Here is a 25,745-nt window from a genome sequence, read left to right as displayed (position 1 = left end):
GTCCATGTGAGAATTAGAAAAAGGGCTGTCTGAAAAGACTATAGAACTGTTCCTGTTGAAAAAAACACTGTTAGATTAGAGGATCATTGCAACCGTTGCTGTTATTAACTAAAACCAAAAAGCTGACCCGAACAAGAACGTTCTCTTGTTGAGTCAGCCTCTCTAATTTATTTAAGTTTCTTTATATCATTCGATCGTTTGTAAATAGGTGTATATTTGTTAGTGTGATAAAGGTCGATCTTCTTGCTCAGATGGGTGAATAATACGTTCATAAGATACAATACTCGCATCTTTTTCAGGTGATTTTTCGGTTTCATTAGCTTGCTCTTTTTTAATTGTTTGAATTAATGTTTGTGAGAGGTAATCGACATATTGTTCGTCCCTTGCTAACCAAGCAGAGTGATTTCTTTTTAGAAAGTATTCTGCTTCGTCAAACGATGTAAAGGTTTGTTCAATCACTTTACCATTTCGGTCAATACACCATTTATTTTCACCGACACGATAAACAAAAAATTGATCTTCAAAATGATTTTCATAATAACAACCTTTTTCTGCGGCTTTTAGGTTGTATTGATTACGGAACGCATCTGGTTTCATCGGCTCAATACGGAATGCTTCCGCAACAAACAGTTGATACGCCTGATCTGTTAAAGGGCATCCTGACGCTTTCGCATGTCCTCCACCACCAAATTGCCCTGCCACTTCTGAAACATCGATATGATCATGAATGGTACGTAAACTGATCTTTTTCCCGCCAACATTCATTATTGCTATGTAATCTAAATGCGGATTTTCTTTTCCGAGTTCATTTCCTAATTCAGAATGATAGTTTTCCGCATGGACGATGCCGACACATTTACTATCAATGAATGTCTGCACCATTTCTCTTCGTTTTCTGCGAACATACCGTTCAATTTTATTTTCTTCCATATCTAAAATTTTCGTTTCAAATTCATCAAAAGAAAAGCTGTCACTTTGTTGTAGTCGCCCCGCCATTCGCTCTTCAAAGTCTTCGATCGAAATCATAAAGAAAAGATCGTTGAGTCGTTTTGCTGTTTCGTTATTATTTTTTTCCCACTCCCATGTATCATAGAGTCTTACTAATTCAACAAACTCTTCCACCACAGGAGAAGACTCCAACTGTCCGTTGGCAACTAAATATTCATAAAATAATGAGGTTGCTGCCGTTAACCTTCCATCATCGTACTCAACTCTTACACTCCCCCATTCGTAGTCATTAAAATGAAGAGCCGTTTTGTGATGGTCAATTAATTTAGCCTTGCCTGTCTTTTTATAATACTCATTAATTCTTTCGGTATTTTGTTCATTGACTGATAGATCGGTTACTATAATAAAATCGTCGTTTTTCGCTCGCTCTAAAAAACGTTCGACCTGAAAATCTAACCCGCTGACAGAGTTGTAACGAACTCGCACTTGATCTTTAAAGGCCAGCTTAGCCAAGATACCACAACCAACCCCGTCTAAGTCATTATGAGTAAATAAATGAAACATCTCGCTGTCACTCCTCATTCTATGTTGTTTCATTATTATGTGACAAATCAAGCAAATCCATCAATTTTTGAAAAAACAACTTTGTTTAAAGAGACGTAAAGGAAAATGAAGCTAAAAACGATACATTTGTTTTTTTCGGAAAAAGCAAAAAGGAATAACTTTAATCTAATATTCACATGTTATTAAAAACAGGAAGTCTGGGAGGTTTTCAAGTGGCAACAAATGAGGAGATCGAACGTTTTTTAAATAAAGCACAAGATTTGGTTGATGATGGCTTGGATGAGCTTTTAGAAACAAAAATCATTCGTGAAAATGACCTTTCTGACTATTCGTATATTCAACATCAACTACATGAATTAGTAGAAGAAGCCGATCAATTAATGGTCCAATATCCAGATCAACGAAACAGATTAGCCGACTTGCAACGAAAAATTAAAGAAATTCAAGAAGTAATGGTTAAAGGAATTTACTAGGGGGCAAAAAAAAAAATGAACTATGATCAATTAAAACAAATTGTCTTATTAACACAAGATGCAACTGATATTGGTTGGGAATTTTTTATGGATGAAGGGCATTTAAAAGCTCGTGATAATACTTACTCTCAAGATACAACAACCTTTCAAAGTGAAGATCACTTCTATGAATGGTTAGAGGAACAGTTTGATAAAAAAGATTAGGAAAAAGGCTGACTTACAAGTGATACATTCACTTCTGTCAGCCTTTCTTTTATGGTTGCACCGTCTTTACAAATAAAAATTTTAGCCACTGATAGATGTTGATCACAAATACAAAACATACGGAAATAATAAGAAGTGTCGCTCCACCCTTATAAAACAATACGATCGTCATCAACCCAATCACGGTCATAATCGCAATTCGGAGAAACGACTCCTCCAGCTTTTCTGTCTCGATTTGTTGATACAGCATTTTACACGCTGAAACCAAACATGCTGCTGCTAAAAAGTATAAGCTCCCCGGTATTAAAAATTCATGGATAATATCGAAACTAAAAACAAACGAGGCTTGTCCTGCCCCAGTTAGGATCAATTGAAAATAGAGAAGAATCTCATCAATCATTTGATAGAACGGGACATGATTCATTCGACTAGAAATAGTACCCCCAATAAATGCAAAAATAAACCCAAATATAACAAATATAAATGGTAGAACGAAAACCATCTCCACACCTCATTTCATCTCTTTTCTATTATTCTATTCAAAAAAATAGATTTTAGAATAAATTAATAGAGAAAAGAGCATTAAAAATTGATGCAATAATAAAAAATCGGTACCAGGCACCTTTACCACTGTAATAGAGTAAAGGTGCCTGGTACCTGATTATTGGTATTTTTGGATTTCTAAATGAAGCTTAGTTTTTGTCTGTTTTACTATATGTTGTATCATTTCGTTTGTAGCTTGAGGGACATGGATCCCAACGGTAACAGTTACAGTACTCTGAAACTTCATACACCATATTCTAGATATTTCTTCTGCTAGTTCTAGTTCTTTATGATGAGGGAGTTGGTAGGACTGTAATATAAACGCAGTTCCACTTCTCCACTCGGCTGTACTAATGGCCCCAATATGAGGATGAGTCCCACCATAAATAGCGACAAGCCAGTCTTCTCCAATTCTTTTAACGTCAAAATAAATCATGTGCGTAATTCTAGCAACTCCCAATCTTTGAAATGAGGTTGATAACCTTTTTGGTAAAGTAATTCACAAATCTCTTTAACACTTCTTTCATCTGAAATATCAAACTGACTCATCCCACCATTTTTAGTGTTACCCCCTACTTGTGTAGAAGAACCTGCTGACATTTTTGTTATTCCTAAGGGAATTAATTGATCTCGAAGCGTTGAGCTTTCTCTCGTTGATAGTGCTATACCTGCATGAGGTGCAAACAAACGACAAGCTAAAATAGACTGTACGAGATTACGGTCCTGTACAATATTATTAGGCTGAAAGCTTCCCGCATGTGGACGTATCCTAGGAAACGAAAGGTTAATAGTTGTTCCCAAATACTCCCTTTGTAAATAATTAGCATGCATTGCGGTATAAAAAGTTTCTTTACGCCAATTATCCATTCCTAATAAGGTTCCGATCGTCACGTGTCGCATTCCTGCTTTACAACCTCTTTCTGGTGCATCTAAACGATATAAATAGTTTCTTTTCGGACCCTTTAGATGGATCTCTTTATAAATATCTTCGTCATATACTTCTTGATAAATCGTTAATCCATCGACACCACACTGAACTAATTCCATATATTCCTCTGTATGAAGTGGCTGAATTTCAATAGAAATAGAAGAAAAATATTTTTTTAAACTTTGAACTACTTCTTTTAAATAGGGGATTGGAGTATGAGCAGGTGCTTCTCCTGTCAATAACAAAATATGCTTTAACCCTGTTGCTGCGATTATCTGTGCTTCTTTTTCAATCTCAGCGATACTTAGTTTTTTTCTTTCAAATTGATTCTGAACACTAAAACTGCAATATGTACAATGGTTCACACAAAAATCAGATATGTACATCGGTGAAAACAGCAGCATCGTTTTTCCATAATGATTAACCGTTATTTGATGCGCTTTTTGTGCCATTTCTTCCAAATGGCTTTCTCCAGCTGGCGAAAGTAAAATGAGTAAATCTTCTTCATTTAAGTAGTCTTTTTCAAGTACTCCCTTGACTTCTTGACTGGTTACAGAATTCCAAATGTCTTGAAAGGAAAAGTTTTGCCATTCTTTGTATTGTTGATAAAAGCTCAAATCGTCACCCCTAAACTAAAAATCCTGTTAATGGAGAAGATGCCTGTGCCTGCAACGCTGGTGACCTTACCCCTGATAAATATGCTTTCCTACCAGCTTGGACACTCAATTTAAAAGCATCTGCCATTTGAGTAGGATCATCTGCTGTAGCTATCGCCGTATTTACTAAAACAGCATCAGCCCCCATCTCCATTGCCTCTGCTGCCTGTGAAGGTTTGCCAAGTCCTGCATCAACAATAATTGGAATATCCATTTCATTAATTAATATTTGAATTAACTCCTTTGTTTGCAGACCGCGATTTGAACCAATTGGAGCACCTAAAGGCATGATTGCTGCGGCTCCTGCTTCCTTCATATCTTTAGCCACCATTAAATCAGGGGACATATAGGGTAAAACTATAAATCCTTCGTTAGCTAACACTTCTGTTGCTCTAATTGTTTCATAGTTATCAGGAAGCAGATACTTTTGATCTTTAATAACTTCAATTTTGATCCAATCGCCCATCCCAGCTGCTTTCGCTAGTCGTGCAATGCGAATGGCTTCTTCCGCTGTCCGAGCCCCAGATGTATTCGGTAATAATGTCATCTGTCTTGGAATAAAAGATAGGATATTATCCTGTTGGTCATCTAAATTGACTCGACGTAAAGCAACCGTTATTAATTCAGCTTCAGATGTCTCACAAACATTGGATATAATAGAATGATTTGAAAATTTACCTGTTCCAATTAATAAACGACTTTTTAATTCATACCTCGCAACAATGAATGGATCAATCATATATAAATCCTCCTTACAAAATTTATATCACCACAATCAAAGTCATCTTACCTTCCCAAAGCCAACTGTTCAGTGATTCTTATCACAATAAAAATGGTGCCAGGCACCTTTACCACTGTAATAGAGTAAAGGTGCCTGGCACCGAATAATTAATGAACCTGATAAATTATTTTTTTAGGTTAAGCTTTGCTAAAGCTTCTGCTAGAGCAGGATTAAACGGCTCTTCTTCTTTGTTTTGTTTCTTTAAATATTGATTGACTTCTTTTTTGGAGACTTTCGTATTTTTCTCTTTTTTCTTTCTCTCATTAAATGTTGAAAGTTTCTCTTTATGTCCACAGCTACAAGCAAATACTTGTCCCTCGCCTTGTCCTCGTAATTCTAGTTTTTTGAAGCACTTCGGACAACGTGCATTCGTTTTCTTCGCCACTGCTTTTCGATGTCCACATTCACGGTCTTCACAAACGAGTATTTTTCCTTTTTTTCCGTTCACTTGAAGCAGATTTTTCCCGCATTCCGGACATGTCCGTCCCGAAATATTATCATGCTTAAATTTCCGCTCACTCACTTTAATTTCGCGAATAATCTCTTTCGTATACTCTTTCATTTCAACGAGAAACGCTTGCTTCGTTAACTTTCCTTTTGCAATTGCTTCAAGCTTTTGCTCCCATTCTGCTGTGAGGGCTGGTGACTTCAGGTCCGACGGCACTAGCTCTAATAACTGCCTTCCTTTTGAGGTCGTTACGATATCTTTACCTCTTTTCTCAATAAGAAAACTATTAAAGAGCTTCTCAATAATATCTGCTCGCGTTGCAACGGTTCCTAGTCCTCCAGTTTTTCCAAGCGTTTTGGCAATATCCTTATTCGTTTCAGTCATAAATTTAGCTGGGTTTTCCATTGCCGAGAGTAAAGTTCCTTCGTTAAATAATCCCGGTGGCTCTGTTTCCCCCTCGGTTTGTGTTACAGACTGAAGCGATAAAGTATCCCCCTTCTGTAAATGAAGAATGTCAGTACTCATGGCATTAGCTTTTTCTTCACTATCATCTCCGTAGATTTCCTTCCAGCCTAGAGACTGAACCACATTCCCTCTTGCAATAAACGTTTCTCCAGCAATTTTAGTAACAACCGTTGTTTGATCATATTCATATGGTGGTGAAAGGACTGCTAAAAAGCGTTTCACTACCAAATCATAGATTTTACGTTCTTTCTCATTTAACGAAGAAAGAATAGGAGCTACTTCTGTCGGAATAATGGCATGGTGGTCCGAAACCTTCTGGTTATCAACAAAATGACGGTTTGCCTTTATCGGCTTTTGTGCAATTTTAAAAGCATGCTTTGAATAAGGTCCAACACCGCAAGCGTCTAAACGATCTTTTAGAGTTTCTACTATATCATCAGATAAGTAGCGCGAATCTGTTCGTGGATACGTTAAAACTTTGTGTTGCTCATATAATTTTTGCATCGTATTTAACGTTTCTTTTGCCGAGAAGCCAAATATACGGTTAGCTTCACGCTGTAATTCGGTTAAATCAAACAGTTGTGGTGAGTATGTCTTTTTTGACTTTTTCTCAATATCTATAATTTGTATCGGTTTATTACTTATTTTCTCTTGTACTTTTTTTACTTGACTCAAGTCGAATGTTCTAAACTCTTTCGTCTTTGTATCTTGCCAAGTAAGCTTTATTGTTTTATCAGCTCGAACAGTTACACCGTAGTATTTCTTTGGTTTAAATTCAGCAATTTCTCGTTCTCTTTGATGGATAATCGCAAGCGTTGGCGTTTGGACTCTTCCGCAAGATAATTGTGCATTGTACTTTGACGTTAATGCTCTCGTCCCATTTAGACCGACAATCCAATCGGCTTCAGCTCGTGCAACCGCCGCTGAATATAGGTTTTCATAATCTTTACCAGGGCGAAGCTTTCTAAATCCCTCTTTTATCGCCTTATCCGTAACGGAGGAAATCCAAAGACGTTTAATTGGCTTTTGGATACTCGCTTTTTCAATAATCCACCTTGCGACTAACTCTCCTTCACGTCCTGCATCGGTCGCGATTACGATATCTCCAACATCTTTACGGTTCAATTGAGCTTTTACTGCCTGATATTGTTTATTTGTTTTTTTAATTACAATAATTTTTAATTTTTGGGGTAACATAGGAAGGTCATCCAGATTCCAGGATTTATACTTTTCATCATAGGATTCAGGGTCCGCTAATGTCACTAGATGGCCCAGCGCCCAAGTTACGATATATCGATCACCTTCAAAAAATCCGTTTCCTTTTTTCGAACAATTTAAAACTTTGGCAATGTCTCTTCCAACTGATGGTTTTTCAGCTAGTACTACTGTTTTTTTCATGGTAACACCCTTTCAACAACAACTATTAAAAACTATATCATAAATTGATTGACAGTGTAATTAATGAATGATAAAATTATAAATTTTGCTATTATCAGACAAGTATGATATAATAAAAAAGAACTCAAATTTAGGAGGTCGAGCTATGTTTCAAATTGGAGACAAGATTGTTTACCCAATGCACGGCGCTGGTGTGATTGAAGATATCGAGGAAAGAGAAATTCTTGGGGAGACCCAACAATACTATGTCTTAAATTTGTCTCATAGTACGATGCAAGTAATGGTTCCTATGGAGAAAACATCAATTATCGGTATACGTGAAGTCGTAGACCCCGATACGTTAGAAAAAGCATTATTAATTCTTCACGAAGGCGAACCAGACGACTCGGTTAATCGTCACCAACGTTATCATTTAAACATGAAGAAAATGAAAACGGGTGATATTTGTGAAAGTGCCCAAGTAATTAGGGATTTAATGTTCTTAAATAAAAATAAGAAGCTTGGTACTGAAGATAAGTTCATGCTTGATAATGCCCGACGCATTTTTATTAGCGAACTCATTCTTGTTAAAGGATTTGAAGAAGAACAAGCGATTGAATTTTTAGACAATGCAATTAACGGTTAATCGACCTGAAAACCTCTTCGCAGTGAAGAGGTTTTTTTGTATTGTCTTTTAACCGTCTTCTACTTATTTTCATTATGATCGTATATTTCGATCTAAATGACCTTATGAAGTTTACCGCTAAACACAAAAAAACGAAAAGGAGGCTGATCTTCTCAACCTCACTATTGCAGCTTGTATTTCTGAAAATCCAATCTCTTTACCAAATCACTAATATCGAGCTCAAAGACAATTATCCTTGCCTAACTCTCTTTCCAATCACATAACGGATTTCAAAATAGGTTACCTCTTCTGGTAAGCTTTCCTTGAGAGGCTTCAATCGTTCGGCGCCGATCTTCTCAATGGCTTCTTCAATTAATTGTTCGTGGTGCTCATTTACAAATTGGCGAAGATCGATGTTTTTTCCTTCATCGACACATTTTTCTAGATGACTTAGGATTGTTTCTTCTGTACACTCCCGCTCAGCAGCGATTTCCTTGACTGAACTTCCTTGCTCATACATTTCATACGTAATATGGTGACTTGGTACTTTGGACGAAGCTTTTTTCTGAGTACCTAGCTGGTCTGTTTTTTGATCCCGATACGGTTGTAATGCCGTTAAGAATTGTTCACCGTATTTCTCTAATTTTTGCTGCCCGACTCCATTTACAAGTAATAATTCTTCTGTACTTGAAGGAATTGACCGGCTCATTTCACGAAGCGTCTTATCTGAAAAAATTAAATACGGCGGAACTTTTTCTTTATCCGCAATCTCTTTACGGACCTGACGTAAACTCTCAAAAATTTCGTCATTTGCTTCAATCGCTACATGGGCTACCTTTTCTTTTCTGTAAACTTGCAGCTCTCCTTTTAAAACGGCAACCGCTTTATCGGTTAAACGCAACGTTGGGAAATTACCTTCAGATGGCTTTAAATATTGTTCTGCTGTCAGATAATCGATGAATTGAGCTAGATTTTTCCCTGTCCACGTTTTGAGGAGGCCATAGGTGGTCAATTGATCTAATTTGAAATCTTTAACTTTTTTACTTTCGGATCCAACTAAAACTTGTGCGACGATCGTTTTCCCGAACTTTTCTCGCATCCTTTTAATCGTGGAAAAGACCATTTGTGCTTCTCTAGTCACATCAGAAGTCTCTCCATCATCTAGACAGTTTGAACACTTCTTACATTTTTCAAATTCTTCATCTTCAAAATAATGTCCAATATATTGTTGGAGACACGACTCCGTATGGCAATAATCTACCATCTGCTGCAACTTTTGGTATTCATTCGTTCTTCTCGTTTCTTCTAGGTCAGACTGTTCGATTAAAAACTTTTGAATGCGAATATCATCAGGAGCAAAAAGCAGCACACATTCACTTTCTTCACCATCACGTCCTGCTCTTCCCGCTTCTTGATAGTACGATTCAATATTTCTTGGTAAATTGTAATGAAGGACGAATCGTACATTAGATTTGTCAATCCCCATTCCAAATGCATTGGTTGCAATCATAACGGTTATATTGTCACGGATAAAATCATCCTGAAACTTCGCACGCTCTAGATCTGATAAGCCTCCATGATATTTTCCAACAGCTATTCCCTTTTCTGTTAATTTATCATACAGTTGCTCAACGACTTTCCGCGTTGAGGCATAGATAATCCCTGAGCTTGCTGAGTGCTTTTTTAAGTATTGCGAGACATAAGAAAATTTATCCTGCCCTTTGACCACCTGTAACGATAAGTTATCTCTTCTCGCTCCATTCACAATCGTATTCTCTTCTTCAATGCTTAAATGACGGCAAATATCTTCTCTTACTTGAGGCGTTGCCGTTGCCGTTAACGCTAACACAACCGGATTGGTCGGCAATTTCCTGATGAGTGATGAGATATTTAAATAACTGGGGCGGAAATCATGTCCCCATTGTGAAAGACAGTGCGCTTCATCGATTGCAACAAGCGAAATTGGCAGCTCATTTAATAAATAAAAGAAACGAACGTCTTCTAACCGCTCAGGTGCAATATAAATTAACTTATATTGTTCATTTCTCATATTTTCGATCCGGTCACTTAATTCACTATTCGAGAGAGAACTATTAATATATGTACTCGGAATTCCAAGCTGATTTAACCCGTCCACTTGGTCTTTCATTAATGAAATAAGCGGTGAAACAACGACCGTCATTCCAGAATAGATCAGCGCGGGAACTTGATAACAGATAGATTTACCTCCACCTGTCGGCATAATTCCAAGTGTATTTTTTTCTTCTAAAACTTTCTCGACAATATCATATTGGCCCTTCCGAAAAGCTTCATAGCCAAAGTATTGTTTTAAAAGTTCAACTGCTTTTGTTTGCATGAATGAACTCCTTCCTAACAACTGCTTTTTCTATTGTAAAGGAAATTATTAATTTTATAAATGGAGGAAAATGACCTTTTCTACTTGAGATTGTTAAGTGGACTAAAGGGGTTGGTGGTTTAATATCGTAATTTGCAGGATCTTTCCTAGCAAGATTATTTCCTTCGGCCCGTAAGCCAAGCGTATGCTCAGATCATCTCGTATAACGTGGAGATATTGATAAATACAGCCTTCTCATTTAACTTCGATACTTCATTTTACAATAGTTCAATGACTCCTAGTGCAAACTTTTTGTAAAGAAAAAGCACTTCTCTTTAAAGCTCCTATTTACAAAAAAATAAATTGGATATTTTCAAAGTATGTTAAAATAGCTTCATTCGTTTTATAATAGGTAAGGTGCAAAAAATTAAATTGATTATCTATAAATTTATATAGAAAGAGTGTTGTCCATTCATGAGTGTATTAACGGTGCAAAACTTAAGTCACGGATTTGGTGACCGTGCGATTTTTAATGATGTATCTTTCCGCCTTTTAAGGGGAGAACATATTGGTCTGATCGGAGCAAACGGCGAAGGTAAATCGACGTTTATGAATATCATTACAGGAAAACTGCAACCTGACGCTGGAAAAGTAGAGTGGTCGAAACGAGTTCGTGTTGGATATTTAGATCAACATACAGTTCTATCAAAGGGCATGACGATGCGTGATGTATTAAAAAGTGCATTTCAATATTTATTTGACCTAGAAACACAAATGAATGAGCTTTTTGATAAAATGGGTGATGTTTCTCCAGAGGAACTAGAAAAGTTGCTTGAAGAAACAGGAACGATTCAAGATATTTTAACGAATAATGATTTTTATACGATTGATGCTAAAGTCGAAGAAATTGCTCGCGGTCTTGGGCTAACAGATATTGGACTAGATCGTGATGTTGATGATTTAAGTGGTGGGCAACGAACAAAAGTCCTTCTGGCTAAACTTTTACTAGAAAAGCCTGATATCTTACTATTGGACGAGCCGACAAACTATTTAGATGAGCAGCATATTGAGTGGTTAAAGCGTTACTTAAATGAATATGAAAATGCGTTTATCTTAATCTCACATGACATCCCGTTCTTAAACAGCGTTATTAACCTTATCTATCATATGGAAAACCAAGAGTTAAGTCGTTACGTCGGTGATTACGACCACTTCCTAGAAGTTCACGAAATGAAAAAACAACAATTAGAAGCAGCCTATAAAAAACAACAACAAGAAATTTCTGAGCTTAAAGACTTCGTTGCGAGAAACAAAGCCCGCGTGTCCACACGTAATATGGCAATGTCCCGCCAGAAAAAGCTAGATAAGATGGAAGTCATTGAACTCGCTAAAGAGAAGCCAAAACCAGAGTTTAATTTCAAAGAGTCTCGTGCATCTGGAAAAGTGATCTTCGAAACGAAGGATTTAGTAATTGGATATGATGAACCACTATCAAGACCTTTAAACCTGCGTATGGAACGCGGACAAAAAGTCGCATTATACGGGGCAAACGGTATCGGTAAAACGACGTTATTACGCAGCATTTTAGGTGAGATTAAACCTGTTTCAGGTTCGGTTGAACGTGGTGACTATTTGCATATTGGCTATTTTGAACAAGAAGCAAAAGCAGATAATCAAAATTCGTGTATTGACGAAATTTGGAGAGAGTTTCCTTCTTATAGCCAGGCTGAAGTTCGTGCTGCATTAGCAAAATGCGGATTAACGACTAAGCATATCGAAAGTAAAATTATGGTGTTAAGCGGTGGAGAAAAAGCAAAAGTTCGTCTATGTAAGCTCATTAACAATGAAACGAACTTACTCGTACTCGATGAGCCGACGAATCACCTTGATGTCGATGCAAAAGAAGAATTAAAGCGTGCCTTAAAAGCCTACAAAGGAAGCATTCTTCTCATTAGCCACGAGCCTGAATTCTATAATGATATCGTTACTGAAAAATGGAATTGTGAGACTTGGACAACGAAGGTTATTTAATTTCCATTTTTAGAAATTAGTGAGAAATTAAAATGCGCTTAAATCCTTTATGGTTTGAGCGCATTTGCTATGTTTGCGTAATACTCATAAAAAAGCATGTCCAGTATTGAAGAAAATTTACTAGCGCTCTTTTTTCATTTCGATCATGTACCAGCTTCCTTCTTTTACAACAGGAGTAATTTCATCTATGTAGTAACCGGTATTTTGGGCATAAACTCTAATTTCATCTTCAGTAGGAATCGGGTGTAAATTTTCATGTGCAGTCATAAAACTATTGAATGCTACCGAAAATGCCTTTCCATTTTTACTTAAGTACAGTGGAGTAATAATGGTTAATGAACCACTTTTTTCTAAGCTATCATATGTTAATTGAAACAATTCTTCTCTACCCTCTCTACTAAAATAATGCAGAAGGTTATTCATCATAATGTAATCAAAGGCTTGATTGATTTTATCTCCGGTTGTAATGTCTTTTTGATAAATATTAATATTACTAATCTTGTTTTCTTTTACTTTTTTCTGTGCTTCGTCTACTACACTTCTATTTATATCAATTCCGGTGAACTCCTTATTTTTATAAAGTTTAGATAAACGAACAAGGTAACCCGCATGACCACAGCCAATATCCAAAACAGAAGTAGCTTTTGACTTCTTTATTTTCTTTTTCACTTTAGGAAAAGCGAATTTTTCAATGAGTGCTGACGTTTCTGCAACAGTCTGACCAAATCCGTCATGATCATAATTCTTTCTAGTAGCCTCGTTTGTCAATAAATGAGGGTAGTTTAATAGAGTCGGTATGTGTAACTCCATCATTTCTCTTAATAATTCGCCAACAGAATAGCGACTAGTAGCTGAGAAATACGTGATCATATGTTTAGTAGGAAAAATCTTTTGGTTATCCCCTATATATAAATGGCCGATAACCGTTCCTACGTCTACCCAACAGGTGAGTAACTGTTCGTCCATACTAGTAGACTGTTGAAGTTCAGTGAGCGTCTTACCTTTAGCAAGTTCATCAAATAAGTTCATTTTAAAACCAATATAGGCGTGCCATGTCGGAAGAAACCCTTCATTTTTCTTCATCCACTTCCTTGCTTCCCATACTCTTTTCCACTCCTTAAACAACTTAAATCCCCCTCCCTGTTTCTAGTACCACGGATAATCGTCCTCTTTAGTGTAAAAATGCTCTTTTTGGTTAAAAGATGGGCCTAGATGTTGAGCTAAAGGAAAACCAGCTTGCATTAAGCGATCAAACATATTTTCTTTCCATGCTCCTAAGCCTGAAATATTTAGTATTTGCTTAAAGTGTAGATAAGAGTTTTTCTCTATTCTTTGCAGGACTTGCATTCTAAACTTCCTCCACAAAGCAAAATCATATGAGTATACGAGCGCAGAAAGGTGACTTAAGTTAGAAATGTATTCCACCCTAGGTCTTCTTACACGTTCAAACCAACGCAGAAGTGTTGGATCTAATTGATTTGTACGGTCCATCCATGCTAACAGCTCACCAAGTACATCCGAATCCTGGATCGCTAAATTCATTCCCTCTCCAGCAATTGGGTGGACACTATGAGCTGCATCACCAATTATCGCTGTATTTTTAAATACATAGGTTTCAGCGTGGTGATTAACTGGAATCATCAGTTGAATTTTCTTAAAGCTGTCGACACTTTGGACAAACCCATCCATCGCTGGCATTAAATCGATGTATCTTTGATGAAGAGTGTCTAAACCACTTCGAAGCAATTGTTTATATTCACCTGACTTTATAAGCAACACGGTTCGAACTAAATCGTTTGGCAATGGAAAAACACCTAATAGTTGATCTCCTTTTGTGATAATCGTTGCTTCCTTTAATTGTGACGGTTTAGGAAAAGATACTGTTAGAAAATGATGATTATATTTCTTGCGTTTCAGACCAATCCCAAGGGTTTGACGAACAGGTGACATCCTCCCTTCAGCCCCAACAAAAAAATCACTAGGTATTCTCTTCTCCTCACCAGCCTGTTCAATTACAGCTACTTGTTTTAAGCCCGTTCCTTCTGGTTCTAGTGTTATAAACTTTGTATCCCCAAAGTAAAAATGATCACTCAATTGGTGACAAGCATCTAGTAATATTTCTTTTAATTTTTCATGCGGGATCATCATGGCATAATTAAAAGAATGGTCTAATATACGATAATCCCATTTGGCATACTTCACCTGATGTGTCGGTTCTATTTCTTTTACTATCATCTGCTCTATTTTTTCACCATACTTCAATAATTGGTCACCTAAACCTAAGTGACTCAAAATTTCAATACTTTTTGGTTGTAATAGCTCACCTTTATACTTTGGAGATGGTTTTGCATTTTTTTCAACGACGGTTACATTTACGTTATTCTGAAGAAGTTTCAACGCTAACGTTAAACCAGCGATACCTCCACCTGAAATAAAAACATTCATGACATCACTTCCTATAAGACCAGGAGTATTATCCTAGTACTGAAGTATGTATTTACATTCTATGTATATTAAAGCTTCCCCCTATTTATATACTTAAAACAAAAAAAAAAGAAAAAAAGCAAGAGATTCTTCGTCTCCTGCTTATAAGATGTGCTATTTTTCAAGAATTACCTCTACTACATCTGCAAAATACGTAGCTGCTCTCTTAACCTCCTCTAATGAATTGTCATAACCACCAATGTCTATTAATATCGCTTGATCGTGCAAGTCTTGATTGTAAATCCCATTACGTCCTAGACCTCCTGTTTCGACAACACCTCTTGATAAACCAGGGTACATTTCTTCTGCCAATAGGTGAAGCTCTCTAGCAAAATCCAGATTGCGCTTTTGTTGTAAATCCCCCCCGACGTTGAAATAAATTCTAGCGACTTCTTCACCATTGATAATCGTCGTCGTCCGATTTCTTGATAAAGAATCACGGTGGATATCAAACACCAATTGAATGTTGTCATGTTGTGTAAGTACTTCCTCTACATTTTCCCTCGACACATCATAGGAGTCCGTGTACTTCAGTCCGCGCTCATCAAGTATTGATTGAAAATCAGTGGAATCATGAATCGTAACAATTCCTCTCTTCGTTAACTCATTGCTTAAATGGTCTCCAACAGCCGTAATATTATTTTCGCGGTCCCAAGCATGGGCTCCTGGAAATTCATCATCCTCGTTTACTTCTATCTCCAACTCTGGCAGGAACGCTTCCCACGTATGAGTATGGTATATATAAACCTCTACTTCCTCTTCATTCTCAGCTGGCTGTTGGAACAACCCATCTATATTGAAAACCAGTAATAAAAATAAAATACTTGCAAAAATGGCGCCCGTTACAGGAAGCATTAATTTATTTTTAGACTGTGCTGAAAATTTGTGAACGAGCTTTCCTTCCAATTGATCTACAAACTTTTCGTTTGGCGTTATGTTTGAATGGCTTTTCTTCAATTCTCTTAAAAGTTCTAATTCATCATTTCGGTCCATTTCAAACCCACCTTTCATTTACTAGGCTACTATTTGACTGTAGTTCTTTTTTTAATAGTTTTAAACCTCGATGATAATTGACTTTTACCTTAGACTCGTTCCATTTCATGATTTGAGCAGTTTCTTTCACAGAAAACTCTTGTATTCCTCTAAGTATAATAACCATCCGATATTCATACTTTAACTTTTTTAATGAAGCATACACGGTATCCATCTCTTCTTTCACTTCAACTATCTCTTCCGTCGTCTTTTCTTTAGAAGGCATAAACTTTAAACAAATGTCACTCACCAACTGCTGTCTTCTGCATTTTTTTGAATGATCGATTGCAACATTCCGTGCAATCGAGAAAATCCATGTTTTTAATTGTGACTCTCCTTTAAACTTAGGTAACGATTTAAATAAACGGATGAAAACTTCTTGCGTTAAGTCTTCGGATTCATTTCTCGTATTTGTAAAAGCTACTAGAAACTTATACACATCTTTGTAATGGTCACGGTAAATTTGTTTAATCTCTTCTTTTACATGGTCTCGTTCCAAAACTCACCCTCCCCTTTTTTAGTGATACTGATTAGTCTTATTTCAGCTTCAAAAGGTTACAATTTTTTAAAATTAATATGAAATAACATCGGACAACGATTATTTAACTCTTCCCTAACTAAATTTCTACTTGGCAAAATAACCTTTCATTATTTTACCATTTTACATCACGCATCAACTCCAAACTGATCGTATCTATAGATTGGGAGCAAAATTATTATTCTTTAAATTTGCATTCCAAACAAACTCATGGTAGTTAATAAGTAAGGACCTGGGAGGGCGATAGATATGTTTTTTAAAACCGCAGAACAAAAGAAACGATACGAAGAAATTGGTCAATTAGCAGATCAGTTTTCAAAACGAGCTCTACTGCATGATCTTGAAGGTTCATTTCCAATTGAAAATATAAATGACTTAAAACAAATCGGTTATACGACATTAACATTGCCAGAAGAGTTTGGTGGCAAAGGTGCTTCTTTGTATGAATTTATTTTACTGCATGAGCGATTAGCTCAAGGGTGCGGGCCGACTGCTCTTTCAATTGGTTGGCATGTTGGAATTATTTTAGATTTGGCCACCAATCGACCATGGACACAAGAAAAATACGCAGCGGTTATGGCAAAGGTAAAAGAAAATGCATTACTTAATCGAGCAGCGACAGAGGCACAAACCGGTTCGCCAACACGAGGAGGTAAACCACAGACGACGGCAGTAAAAGATGGAGAGCATTGGAGAATGAATGGTCGAAAAACATTTACAACGATGGCTCCTGCACTCGATTACTACCTAGTTTCAGCTACCATTAAAGGCAGTGACGAGGTTGGTGAGTTTTTAGTCCCCCGTAATATACCAGGTGTTCGTATTGAAGAAACATGGGATAGTATTGCAATGAGGGCAACGGAAAGCCATGATCTACTATTAGAAAATGTCAAAGTTGAGAAAGATCATTTATTAGAAATGGTTTCTTCTCGGCCCAAGTATAAGGCGAATGGCTGGCTGCTTCATATCCCTGCCTGCTATTTAGGGATCGCACAAGCAGCAAGTCACTATGCAATTGAGTTTGCTAGGTCCTATCAACCCAACAGCCTTAATCATCCAATTATTGAATTACCGAATGTACAAAGACAAATTGGTGAAATGGAGCTTAAGTTAAAACAGGCACGGTACTTTCTCTTATCTGTTGCAGAAAAATGGGATGAGTTAGCGGATAAAACAGTTACGATTCCTGATCTTGCCGCAGTTAAACATGTCGTTACGAATTCAGCTATTGAAGTGGTCGATCAAGCGATGCGGGTCGTCGGTGCAAGAAGTTTATCCGAAAAAAATCCACTTCAGCGATACTACCGTGATGTCCGCGCTGGACTGCATAACCCTCCGATGGACGACGCTACTATTCAAATACTTGCTCAAAGTGCCATTCAAAGAAGTTCTGGCCAATAAGTCACTGTAAGAATGAAAAAGATGACTCCTAGTTTAGGAATCATCTTTTTGTTTTTATTAAATTTTAACAGAAATTTGCTAACTTTTATCAACCATCAAATAGAACCTACATCAATTGATACGGTCCATCCGGACGTTCTAGCACATATTGTTCCTCGGCTTTATTTAGCATTTCACTCCACGAACTAAAACGAGTGGTTTGAGCGATAAATTGATCCCATTCTGCCTTATTATTATTAATTATTTCTTGTATATCTGAAGTAGTAAAGTATCCATTTCTAATAAATTGTTGCCACGAATAATACGAGGTGTAACGCTCCATAAATTGTTCATTAAATAAGAGATGATACGGTGCAATTGTTGTAGAGTATTGTTCAACAAACATTTTTTGTAAACTAGAAATTACTGATTTCAACATACCAGACATCCCCTTTAATTCATACTAAATTTATCTGTTTTATATTCAGTCTTAAACATTTTGATCTTTTTTTACTAAAATTACTATTACTCTAACGTTTGTGTATCTAATTATATATTATTCAAACAATTCCTACCTGTCAACTTGTAATTATAAAATATCTAACTTTTTTTCACATTATTTTCTATTGTTTTAAAAAAACTCAAATGTTTATAATTAACTTGTCCTATTTTTAGATGAAAGTGAGAATTTATAATTTAATGTACTACTTTACTCATGAAATGTTTGCAAACGCTGCAATTTTATCATCATTTATTTTCTTTTCGGGCTATTTAAATAGAGATGTTGCGTTGTCAGTTCATTCACCACTACGTACAAAATTGGCAGTCGGTGTATTGTCGAGTCTATTAGGAATTATTTTGATGCAATATAGCATTCAACTCTCTGAAGCTGTCATCGACTTACGCTATTTTTCTATTGTGCTTGCAGCCCACCTTGCTGGATTTATACCAGCTACAATCGTAGCTCTTATCGTAGGTTTTGCACGAATTTGGTTTTGGGGTTTAAATTTAGGTGGATTAATTGCGTTTAGTACAACTCTCCTCGTTGGAGTAGGGTGTGGAATAATCGGTCAATACATATCCAAACAGTATCGTAGAAAATGGTTATATATGACTGCCTATTCAACAGTGATAGGAATGGCAACACTATACCTCTTATTAAGAGATATGGTTATCATATTACAATTTAGTTTAGTCTTTATTTTGACAGGTATTTTTCTAATGTATTGTTTACGTTATGTTAGAGAAGCCAATGAAAATTACCGTTCCATTAAACAGAATTCATTTGAAGATGCATTGACAGGGTTAACCAATGTTCGAGGTTTTACTAAAGCTATTCAGGAGTTAATTGATGAAACTCGAATGAAAGAAGAGAAGCAACTCTCTTTCCTATTAATTGATATCGATTCTTTTAAAAAAATTAATGATACTTATGGGCACTTAAACGGTGACTTCGTGTTAAAAAGATTAGGACAGATCCTGCAGTCAGAATCTCGCTCATCAGATATCATTTCAAGAAATGGCGGCGAGGAATTTTCGATTTTACTTCCTAACTGTGAAAAAGAGGATGCTGTTCAAATTGCCAAAAGGATCCGTAAATCAGTAGAGGGAGCTTTGTTTTATATCAACGGTCCTCAACTTAATGTTACTGTTTCAATCGGTGTTTCGAGCTTAACAAGCTCAGACATGACACAAGATCAGCTCGTTCAAGAGGCCGATGAATGCCTTTATTTTGCTAAACGCTCTGGTCGAAATCTAGTTGGATTTCGAAACGGCGGTAAGTTTATGACTGAAAAATAATTAGTTACAGCGTCAAAAAAACACGTTATGCCTGATTGTATTAATCAGGCTTTTTTCATTTATTCCATTGTCACAGTCTACTATAGTTTTTTATCAAATGAATTAATGGTATAATTTTATAGATATTGTTTTTTGGAGGGTTTTATTGAATGATTACAGTACAAAATGTAGGTTTACGTTACGGAGATAGAAAACTGTTTGAAGAAGTAAATATTAAATTTACACCAGGTAACTGTTACGGTCTTATCGGTGCGAACGGTGCTGGGAAATCAACGTTTATCAAAATTCTTTCTGGAGAAATTGAACCTCAACAAGGTGAAGTACATATGAATCCAGGCGAGCGTCTTGCGGTTTTAAAACAGAACCACTTCGAATATGAAGAACATGAAGTCCTTAAGTGTGTAATTATGGGCCATGCTCGTTTATATGAAGTTATGCAAGAAAAAGATGCGATTTACATGAAAGAAGATTTTAGCGACGAAGATGGAATTAAAGCAGCTGAACTCGAAGGTGAATTCGCCGAAATGAACGGTTGGGAAGCTGAGTCTGAAGCAGCTATCCTTCTAAAAGGTCTTGGTATTGGCGAAGATCTTCACTACAAAAAAATGGCAGATCTTACAGGTGGAGATAAAGTTAAAGTACTCCTTGCACAAACTTTATTCGGTAAGCCTGATGTTCTTTTACTTGATGAGCCTACGAACCACTTAGACATTAAAGCGATCCAATGGTTAGAAGAGTTTTTAATTAACTTTGAGAATACCGTTATCGTTGTATCCCATGACCGTCATTTCTTAAATAAAGTGTGTACCCACATTGCCGACTTAGATTTTGGTAAAATTCAAATTTATGTTGGTAATTATGACTTCTGGTATGAGTCTAGTCAACTTGCGTTAAAAATGGCTCAAGATCAAAATAAGAAAAAAGAAGAGAAGATAAAAGAACTACAAAACTTTATTGCGCGGTTCTCGGCTAATGCGTCTAAATCCAAGCAAGCAACTTCTCGAAAGAAATCATTAGAGAAAATTTCGTTAGATGATATTAAACCATCATCTCGCCGCTATCCTTATGTACACTTTGCTCCAGAACGCGAAATTGGAAATGACTTATTACGTGTAGAAGGTCTTTCTAAAACGATCGATGGAGTAAAAGTGTTAGATAACGTTAGCTTTACGATGAGCAAAGATGACAAAATTGCTTTAGTCGGTACAAATGAAATTGCAAAATCGACTTTATTTAAAATCTTAATGGGTGAAATGGAAGCTGATAGTGGAACGTATAAATGGGGTTTAACTACTTCTCAAGCTTACTTCCCTAAAGATAACTCGAAGTATTTTGAAGGGTGTGACCTTAATCTTGTTGATTGGTTACGTCAATTCTCACCAAACGATCAAACTGAAAGCTTCTTAAGAGGTTTCCTTGGTCGAATGCTATTCTCAGGTGAAGAAGTGATGAAAAAAGCGAGTGTTCTTTCTGGAGGAGAAAAAGTACGTTGTATGCTTTCAAAAATGATGTTAAGTGGTGCTAACGTTCTCCTATTAGATGAGCCTACGAACCACTTAGACTTAGAATCAATTACAGCTGTAAACAACGGTCTCATCAACTATAAAGGGTCAATGATCTTTACTTCACATGACCATCAGTTTATTCAAACGATTGCTAACCGCATTATTGACATTACACCAGAAGGTACAATTGTCGATAAACTTATGACATATGATGAGTACTTAGAAGTAGCAAATGCGAGTGCTTAGTTAGAAAAGCACAAGGTGCCTGCTTATCGGCGACAAGCGCTGGAGGGCCAGCAAAACGTGTCTTGTTCTTTAGACACGTTTGATGGAACAAAGCGACCTCGAGCCGATGGCACCTGGAGCTAGACATTCTCGAAATTTTCACTTCATATCTATTCAAACAAACACCGCTCATATCATTAGAGCGGTGTTATTTTTTATTTGTTATTTGTAAATTTTATGGGTTGCACCAGTTACATCGAGACGGATCGGCGTACTCCTTGCCACTTGGAAACAGAATTTCTTCTTCATGTGTACACTTTTTACATTTATACAAATGAGACCGAACAGCTTCGGTAGGTTTACCGCAATACTCACATTCTAATCCTTTTTTGTATTCAATGACCTCATACCCAGGCGTTGTACAAGCTGGGCAAAACGACTGTAGTTTTTGGACAAGATCCAACGTGGCTAATTCAATATTTTTCATTCGGGTCGGATTAAACATTGCTCGCATATCCGTTTGGATAAAAACAGATTTTCCGGAAACGGACAGCAAGTCGGAAACAGCTTGTTTCAGTTGCTCAGAATTTATAATCCCTTTTACCATTTCTTTTGGTTTTAAAGTATCTTCAGATGCTTTTACAATAACTCCGTGATCAGGAAACCCTTGGGCTTGAGCAAACTCATACGCCTCTTCAAAACTTCCAACTACTTCTCCTGCGTAATTTGTGTTCCCATTTGCCGCAAACCCTGTAATCTCAAGGTCTCGTTCCTTATCAACAAACAAAACAAGTTCGCGATTAAAAGCTAAATATGGAATAATTGGGTGTGAACTAAATGAGCCCTCGCTGGCCAATCCTATGCTTAGATTACTTTCAAGCATAGCTGTTTCTAACTTTTTTCGAGCTGCTTCTAGCTGGTCTCCCGTTCTCTCCACGTCATTTGTAAACGTACCAAAAGCATCCGTATTCAAATATTTAGGAACTACTATTTCAATGCCTAATTCTCGCTTTAAGATAGGAGCCATCACCTGTTCTTTTTTATGCATGGTGGCTAGTATCGCTATTTGGTTTAAATAAATATTGTTGTTTCTGTTCATCTTAATGTCAGCTGCACTTTCTTATAGAATGATAAAAATCCCTACTACTTCCTCAGCTGGAGGATCGCTTGTTCTTTCATTTTAGCTTCGATCATTATGTCTACATCATAACCTTCTAAAATAGACAAGAAAAAATTCATATCTTCCTCAGCGATGTAATCGTGATGAGCCGTATCAGTCTTACATGTTTTTCCTGAACTTATATGCATTTTCGGTTTACCTACTTTCGCCCACGTTTCCACTACTGTTGGAATAATTTCATGGATATCAGTATCGACTCGGTTACAAAAGTGATGATGAATATCGAAACATATCGGTACTCCTGTTTCTTTATGAATGTCCAGTACGTCATTGACGGTATACACCTTATCATCATTTTCAAGGCGAATTTTCCCCTTTATGTTTGGACTTAATTGATTAAAGACTTTTATAAACCTTTGTTTACTTTCTTCTTTATTTCCATAAGCACCGCCAGTATGAATAATGATATCTGTCCCACCTACCATATCCATTAACTTGGCATGGTACGCTAGGTCTTTTAATGCATTACTTACTACATTTTCATTTGGTGAATTGAGAACAGTATATTGACCTGGATGGATACTAAGTCGCATGTTATGTGTTTGTTTTATTTCAACGATTTGATTCGTGAGATGAAGGACGTCCTCATCTTCCCACCAATTCCAATCGAGAATATCGTGACTGCCAAACGGTATAATATCACTGCTCAAACGAAAGAAAAGAATATCATGTTCGGCATTCCAAAGAACCATTTTCAAGACTTCATTTAAATTCAGCAAAGCAAGTTCCTTAATTTTTGCCATTCCTTCTTTTTCAACTGTAGCTAAACGACAAGTTCTCATCTTTGATTTCAAGCTAATATTTTGACAAGCATACCCTAGTCGCAATTCTTCTCATCCTTTTCATCAGTCTTTCAACCCTCGGTACTTTGCAGTTGTTAATTCTTTCATATAATCTTCTAGCTCTGGCATATTCACATCTTTCGCATGCGCTATCGCCAATTCGATGTCATACGGAACTCGTACTAATTGAATTGAAAAACTGCTCATTTGTTTTGACTGATACTGACCTTCTAGTATCGCATACGAAGCCTGTGTTATTTCTAACGGGTTTCCGACACTTCCACAGTTGAATAACGTTTTCCCTTGAAAGTTTTGCACATAAGCATTGTGTACATCACCGTATCCGACAACATCAGGCTCTTTTTCACCTTGAATATTTTCCGTGTATTGAGAATTTTGGAACATCGTGAGCCTTTTCTCAATCGGATCCCACGGTTGAATTCGTTCATGAACACTTCTTGGTGAAGCGTGAAATAATCGAATTAACCTCCCACTCATATAAAAGTCAAAAGAGAAAGGTAGTTGTTCTAAAAAAGTGACTTGATCGTCACGTAGTTGCGCTTGGTGCCAGCGAAGCGTTTCAAACTTTGGCTCTTTCGTAATGATATCGTCCCAATTCCCCATAACCGTCAACTCACAATTGGCTCTAACTTTATCAATGACTAAACTAGAATGCGGTCCTTTACCGACCAGGTCTCCAAGACAAATAATATGAGATATTTGACGACTTTCAATGTCGGCTAAAACAGCATCTAAAGCTGGAGTATTGCCATGAATATCTGATACGACTGCGATTTTTTCCATTGTATCTCCTCTCTCTGTTAACCTGCGATTTAGTTGTTTATGTAAAGATATACTAGTATATCTAACCATCGCAGGACACTCCATTCTATTTATTGTTTTACCATAAATCTCATTAATTTGTGAACGAAAGCTTCTTTATTGTATTTAGAGTTAATACAATAGCAACCCGAAAGAAAAATTGTATTTAAAACTTATTATTCCTTCCACCTTCTCTTTTTATAGCATTTCTAAAGCAAATTTGCTATATGAACATATCGAACACAAAAGTCTTATTTACCGCATATAAGAAAACGCACATTTCCTTGATTTATTATTCAAATGCCCTTTCAAATATACGAATAATAACATTAACTATAGTAATAACTTAGATTTAATTAAAGGTTAACTTAACTTATCTTGGAGGTGTTAATTTGAACAATTTTGAATCAATAAAAATCGAAGAACGACCAAAGAAAAAGGTAAAAATAAAGAAGAATACAACGAATTACAAATTAATTGGAAAAGGAGCTCAAGGAGCCGTTTTTAGAATATCATCAACAAAATGCGTGAAGATATTTGCTAACAAAAAACACAAACTTTTGGAAGAGTCTGTATTAACAAGTGCACAATCTTCGCCATTTTTCCCGAAAGTCTATGAAGTTGGAGCGAATTATATTGTCATGGAGTACATTAAAGGAGATTCTTTACGGAACTACCTAAATAAAAATAACAGTATACCAGAATGGCTTTCATTACAATTATTCACCATGCTCAAGGAAATGAAAAGGCTGAATTTTACTCGTCACGATGCCAGACTTCGCCACATTATTGTTATGGAAAATAAAAAACAGATAAAAGTAATTGATCACGTAAACTCAAAAAGAGTTAATGAACCTAAACCAAGACATTTATTTAGAGGACTAAAAAAAGCAGAAGTATTAGATCAATTTTTAGCTCATATTAAATCAGCTGATGAGTTAACCTATAAAAATTGGCAAGTTTCTATGAAGAAATATCTTTAAAATACTAACTAATCTAATCGGTTTCAATAGATTAGGAGGTGAATTTATGTCAGATGATTTTAAAAAGATTAAAGTATACCCGGGTAAAAGAGCTGTCAAATATAATAATCCAACCTCATATCCATTAATCGGCAGAGGACAATCTGGCGCTGTTTTTAAACTATCCAATAATAAATGTGTAAAAGTTTTTTATAGTTCTAATAGTGCTCGTTTAGAAGCTAAAGCATTAGAAATTGGACAAAGTTCCCCTATCATCCCAAGACTATATGATACAGGAAGCAAATATATTGTAATGGAATATATAACTGGTTTAGATCTATATGAGTATCTGCGTTTAAAAAAAGAATTACCTGATCATATTTCCAAACAAATACTCTACTGTTTAAAAGAATTAAAAAAAATAGGCTTTACAAGATTAAACATTCATGCCCGCCATTTTATCGTTACAGAAAATGAGCAACTTAGAGTGATAGATCATGGTCATGCTTTTAAAAACGTAGAACCTAAACCAATTTATTTATTAAGAAAGCTAAAAAAGCTTGGTGTTAAGAAAGATTTTTTAAATTATGTAAAACGTACCGAACCTAAGATTTATAAGAACTGGATGAGTTGATATATCTTTTACTTGAATTTAAA

25 protein-coding genes are annotated in these 25,745 nt (G+C 36.3%); 10 read left to right on the top strand and 15 right to left on the bottom strand.

The annotated features are described in order from the left end of the window. Positions 1–219: 219 nt before the first annotated feature. Positions 220–1,512: a DHH family phosphoesterase gene (locus AC2VNP_RS09925; protein ID WP_486917182.1), complete on the bottom strand. Its 1,293-nt coding sequence runs from the start codon at positions 1,510–1,512 to the stop codon at positions 220–222. Positions 1,513–1,724: 212 nt separating this feature from the next. On the opposite strand from AC2VNP_RS09925, the gene AC2VNP_RS09920 reads away from it, so the two are divergent. Next, positions 1,725–1,985, top strand: a complete 261-nt coding sequence (locus AC2VNP_RS09920; protein WP_486917181.1) for a DUF2524 family protein — start codon at positions 1,725–1,727, stop codon at positions 1,983–1,985. Positions 1,986–2,000: 15 nt separating this feature from the next. Beyond that, positions 2,001–2,189 (top strand): hypothetical protein, encoded by a 189-nt coding sequence (locus AC2VNP_RS09915; RefSeq protein ID WP_486917180.1) that lies wholly within the window; start codon positions 2,001–2,003, stop codon positions 2,187–2,189. Between the two features lie 49 nt (positions 2,190–2,238). Here the strand turns inward: AC2VNP_RS09915 and AC2VNP_RS09910 are convergent, their stop codons facing one another. The 5 genes from AC2VNP_RS09910 to AC2VNP_RS09890 form a co-directional block, all read right to left on the bottom strand. Further along, entirely contained in the window at positions 2,239–2,691 is a 453-nt protein-coding gene (locus tag AC2VNP_RS09910; protein WP_486917179.1) for a hypothetical protein, read from the bottom strand. A gap of 159 nt (positions 2,692–2,850) precedes the next feature. Then, a complete protein-coding gene (lpdD, locus tag AC2VNP_RS09905; RefSeq protein ID WP_486917178.1) occupies positions 2,851–3,168 on the bottom strand; it encodes a prenylated flavin chaperone LpdD in 318 nt (105 codons plus the stop codon). Then, positions 3,165–4,277: a 2-iminoacetate synthase ThiH gene (thiH, locus tag AC2VNP_RS09900; RefSeq protein ID WP_486917177.1), complete on the bottom strand. Its 1,113-nt coding sequence runs from the start codon at positions 4,275–4,277 to the stop codon at positions 3,165–3,167. The genes lpdD and thiH overlap by 4 nt, the downstream gene beginning before the upstream one ends. A gap of 10 nt (positions 4,278–4,287) precedes the next feature. After that, positions 4,288–5,055 carry a thiazole synthase gene (locus AC2VNP_RS09895; RefSeq protein ID WP_486917176.1) on the bottom strand — a complete coding sequence of 256 codons (768 nt, stop codon included), beginning with the start codon at positions 5,053–5,055 and terminating at the stop codon, positions 4,288–4,290. Between the two features lie 166 nt (positions 5,056–5,221). Beyond that, positions 5,222–7,408, bottom strand: coding sequence for a DNA topoisomerase III (locus tag AC2VNP_RS09890; protein WP_486917175.1), 2,187 nt, complete (start codon positions 7,406–7,408; stop codon positions 5,222–5,224). A 145-nt stretch (positions 7,409–7,553) separates the two neighbouring features. Here AC2VNP_RS09890 and AC2VNP_RS09885 point away from each other — a divergent pair, with 145 nt between their 5' ends. Continuing rightward, positions 7,554–8,033 (top strand): CarD family transcriptional regulator, encoded by a 480-nt coding sequence (locus tag AC2VNP_RS09885; protein WP_216827763.1) that lies wholly within the window; start codon positions 7,554–7,556, stop codon positions 8,031–8,033. A 229-nt stretch (positions 8,034–8,262) separates the two neighbouring features. Here AC2VNP_RS09885 and recQ read toward each other — a convergent pair whose 3' ends face one another. Further along, positions 8,263–10,368, bottom strand: coding sequence for a DNA helicase RecQ (recQ, locus tag AC2VNP_RS09880; RefSeq protein WP_486917174.1), 2,106 nt, complete (start codon positions 10,366–10,368; stop codon positions 8,263–8,265). Between the two features lie 453 nt (positions 10,369–10,821). On the opposite strand from recQ, the gene AC2VNP_RS09875 reads away from it, so the two are divergent. Beyond that, entirely contained in the window at positions 10,822–12,378 is a 1,557-nt protein-coding gene (locus AC2VNP_RS09875; protein ID WP_275117379.1) for an ABC-F family ATP-binding cassette domain-containing protein, read from the top strand. 120 nt (positions 12,379–12,498) lie between these two features. Here AC2VNP_RS09875 and AC2VNP_RS09870 read toward each other — a convergent pair whose 3' ends face one another. The 4 genes from AC2VNP_RS09870 to AC2VNP_RS09855 form a co-directional block, all read right to left on the bottom strand. Next, positions 12,499–13,503 (bottom strand): class I SAM-dependent methyltransferase, encoded by a 1,005-nt coding sequence (locus AC2VNP_RS09870; protein WP_486917173.1) that lies wholly within the window; start codon positions 13,501–13,503, stop codon positions 12,499–12,501. Between the two features lie 21 nt (positions 13,504–13,524). Next, positions 13,525–14,823, bottom strand: coding sequence for an FAD-dependent oxidoreductase (locus AC2VNP_RS09865; RefSeq protein WP_486917172.1), 1,299 nt, complete (start codon positions 14,821–14,823; stop codon positions 13,525–13,527). 153 nt (positions 14,824–14,976) lie between these two features. After that, positions 14,977–15,855, bottom strand: a complete 879-nt coding sequence (locus AC2VNP_RS09860; RefSeq protein WP_486917171.1) for a stage II sporulation protein P — start codon at positions 15,853–15,855, stop codon at positions 14,977–14,979. 1 nt (position 15,856) lies between these two features. Next, on the bottom strand, positions 15,857–16,393 hold the full coding sequence (locus AC2VNP_RS09855; RefSeq protein ID WP_486917170.1) for an RNA polymerase sigma factor: 537 nt from the start codon (positions 16,391–16,393) through the stop codon (positions 15,857–15,859). A gap of 288 nt (positions 16,394–16,681) precedes the next feature. Here AC2VNP_RS09855 and AC2VNP_RS09850 point away from each other — a divergent pair, with 288 nt between their 5' ends. Beyond that, positions 16,682–17,833 (top strand): acyl-CoA dehydrogenase family protein, encoded by a 1,152-nt coding sequence (locus AC2VNP_RS09850; protein ID WP_486917169.1) that lies wholly within the window; start codon positions 16,682–16,684, stop codon positions 17,831–17,833. A 106-nt stretch (positions 17,834–17,939) separates the two neighbouring features. On the opposite strand, the gene AC2VNP_RS09845 is transcribed toward AC2VNP_RS09850, so the two are convergent. Then, positions 17,940–18,251, bottom strand: coding sequence for a hypothetical protein (locus AC2VNP_RS09845; RefSeq protein WP_486917168.1), 312 nt, complete (start codon positions 18,249–18,251; stop codon positions 17,940–17,942). Positions 18,252–18,487: 236 nt separating this feature from the next. Between AC2VNP_RS09845 and AC2VNP_RS09840 the strand changes: the two genes are divergently transcribed. The 3 genes from AC2VNP_RS09840 to AC2VNP_RS09830 all read left to right on the top strand — a co-directional run bounded on the left by AC2VNP_RS09840 (position 18,488) and on the right by AC2VNP_RS09830 (position 21,574). Next, a complete protein-coding gene (locus AC2VNP_RS09840) occupies positions 18,488–19,612 on the top strand; it encodes a GGDEF domain-containing protein (RefSeq protein ID WP_486917167.1) in 1,125 nt (374 codons plus the stop codon). A 149-nt stretch (positions 19,613–19,761) separates the two neighbouring features. Continuing rightward, entirely contained in the window at positions 19,762–21,363 is a 1,602-nt protein-coding gene (locus AC2VNP_RS09835) for an ABC-F family ATP-binding cassette domain-containing protein (RefSeq protein WP_486917166.1), read from the top strand. Between the two features lie 82 nt (positions 21,364–21,445). Continuing rightward, positions 21,446–21,574, top strand: a complete 129-nt coding sequence (locus tag AC2VNP_RS09830) for a hypothetical protein (protein ID WP_486917165.1) — start codon at positions 21,446–21,448, stop codon at positions 21,572–21,574. Between the two features lie 3 nt (positions 21,575–21,577). On the opposite strand, the gene AC2VNP_RS09825 is transcribed toward AC2VNP_RS09830, so the two are convergent. From AC2VNP_RS09825 to AC2VNP_RS09815, 3 genes are read right to left on the bottom strand one after another with little or no spacing between them, the layout of a single operon-like run. Continuing rightward, entirely contained in the window at positions 21,578–22,441 is an 864-nt protein-coding gene (locus tag AC2VNP_RS09825) for a DUF6671 family protein (protein ID WP_486917164.1), read from the bottom strand. Between the two features lie 44 nt (positions 22,442–22,485). Then, positions 22,486–23,349: a UV DNA damage repair endonuclease UvsE gene (gene uvsE / locus AC2VNP_RS09820; RefSeq protein WP_486917163.1), complete on the bottom strand. Its 864-nt coding sequence runs from the start codon at positions 23,347–23,349 to the stop codon at positions 22,486–22,488. 18 nt (positions 23,350–23,367) lie between these two features. Continuing rightward, positions 23,368–24,108, bottom strand: coding sequence for a metallophosphoesterase family protein (locus AC2VNP_RS09815; protein ID WP_486917268.1), 741 nt, complete (start codon positions 24,106–24,108; stop codon positions 23,368–23,370). A 410-nt stretch (positions 24,109–24,518) separates the two neighbouring features. Here AC2VNP_RS09815 and AC2VNP_RS09810 point away from each other — a divergent pair, with 410 nt between their 5' ends. Next, positions 24,519–25,109, top strand: a complete 591-nt coding sequence (locus AC2VNP_RS09810; RefSeq protein WP_486917162.1) for a hypothetical protein — start codon at positions 24,519–24,521, stop codon at positions 25,107–25,109. A gap of 46 nt (positions 25,110–25,155) precedes the next feature. Continuing rightward, a complete protein-coding gene (locus AC2VNP_RS09805) occupies positions 25,156–25,722 on the top strand; it encodes an AarF/UbiB family protein (protein WP_486917161.1) in 567 nt (188 codons plus the stop codon). Positions 25,723–25,745 lie beyond the last annotated feature (23 nt).

The organism is Alkalihalobacterium sp. TH-98, assembly GCF_057473385.1.
Note: the sequence above shows the minus strand (reverse complement) of the source record. Positions and strands in the feature narration are given on the sequence as shown.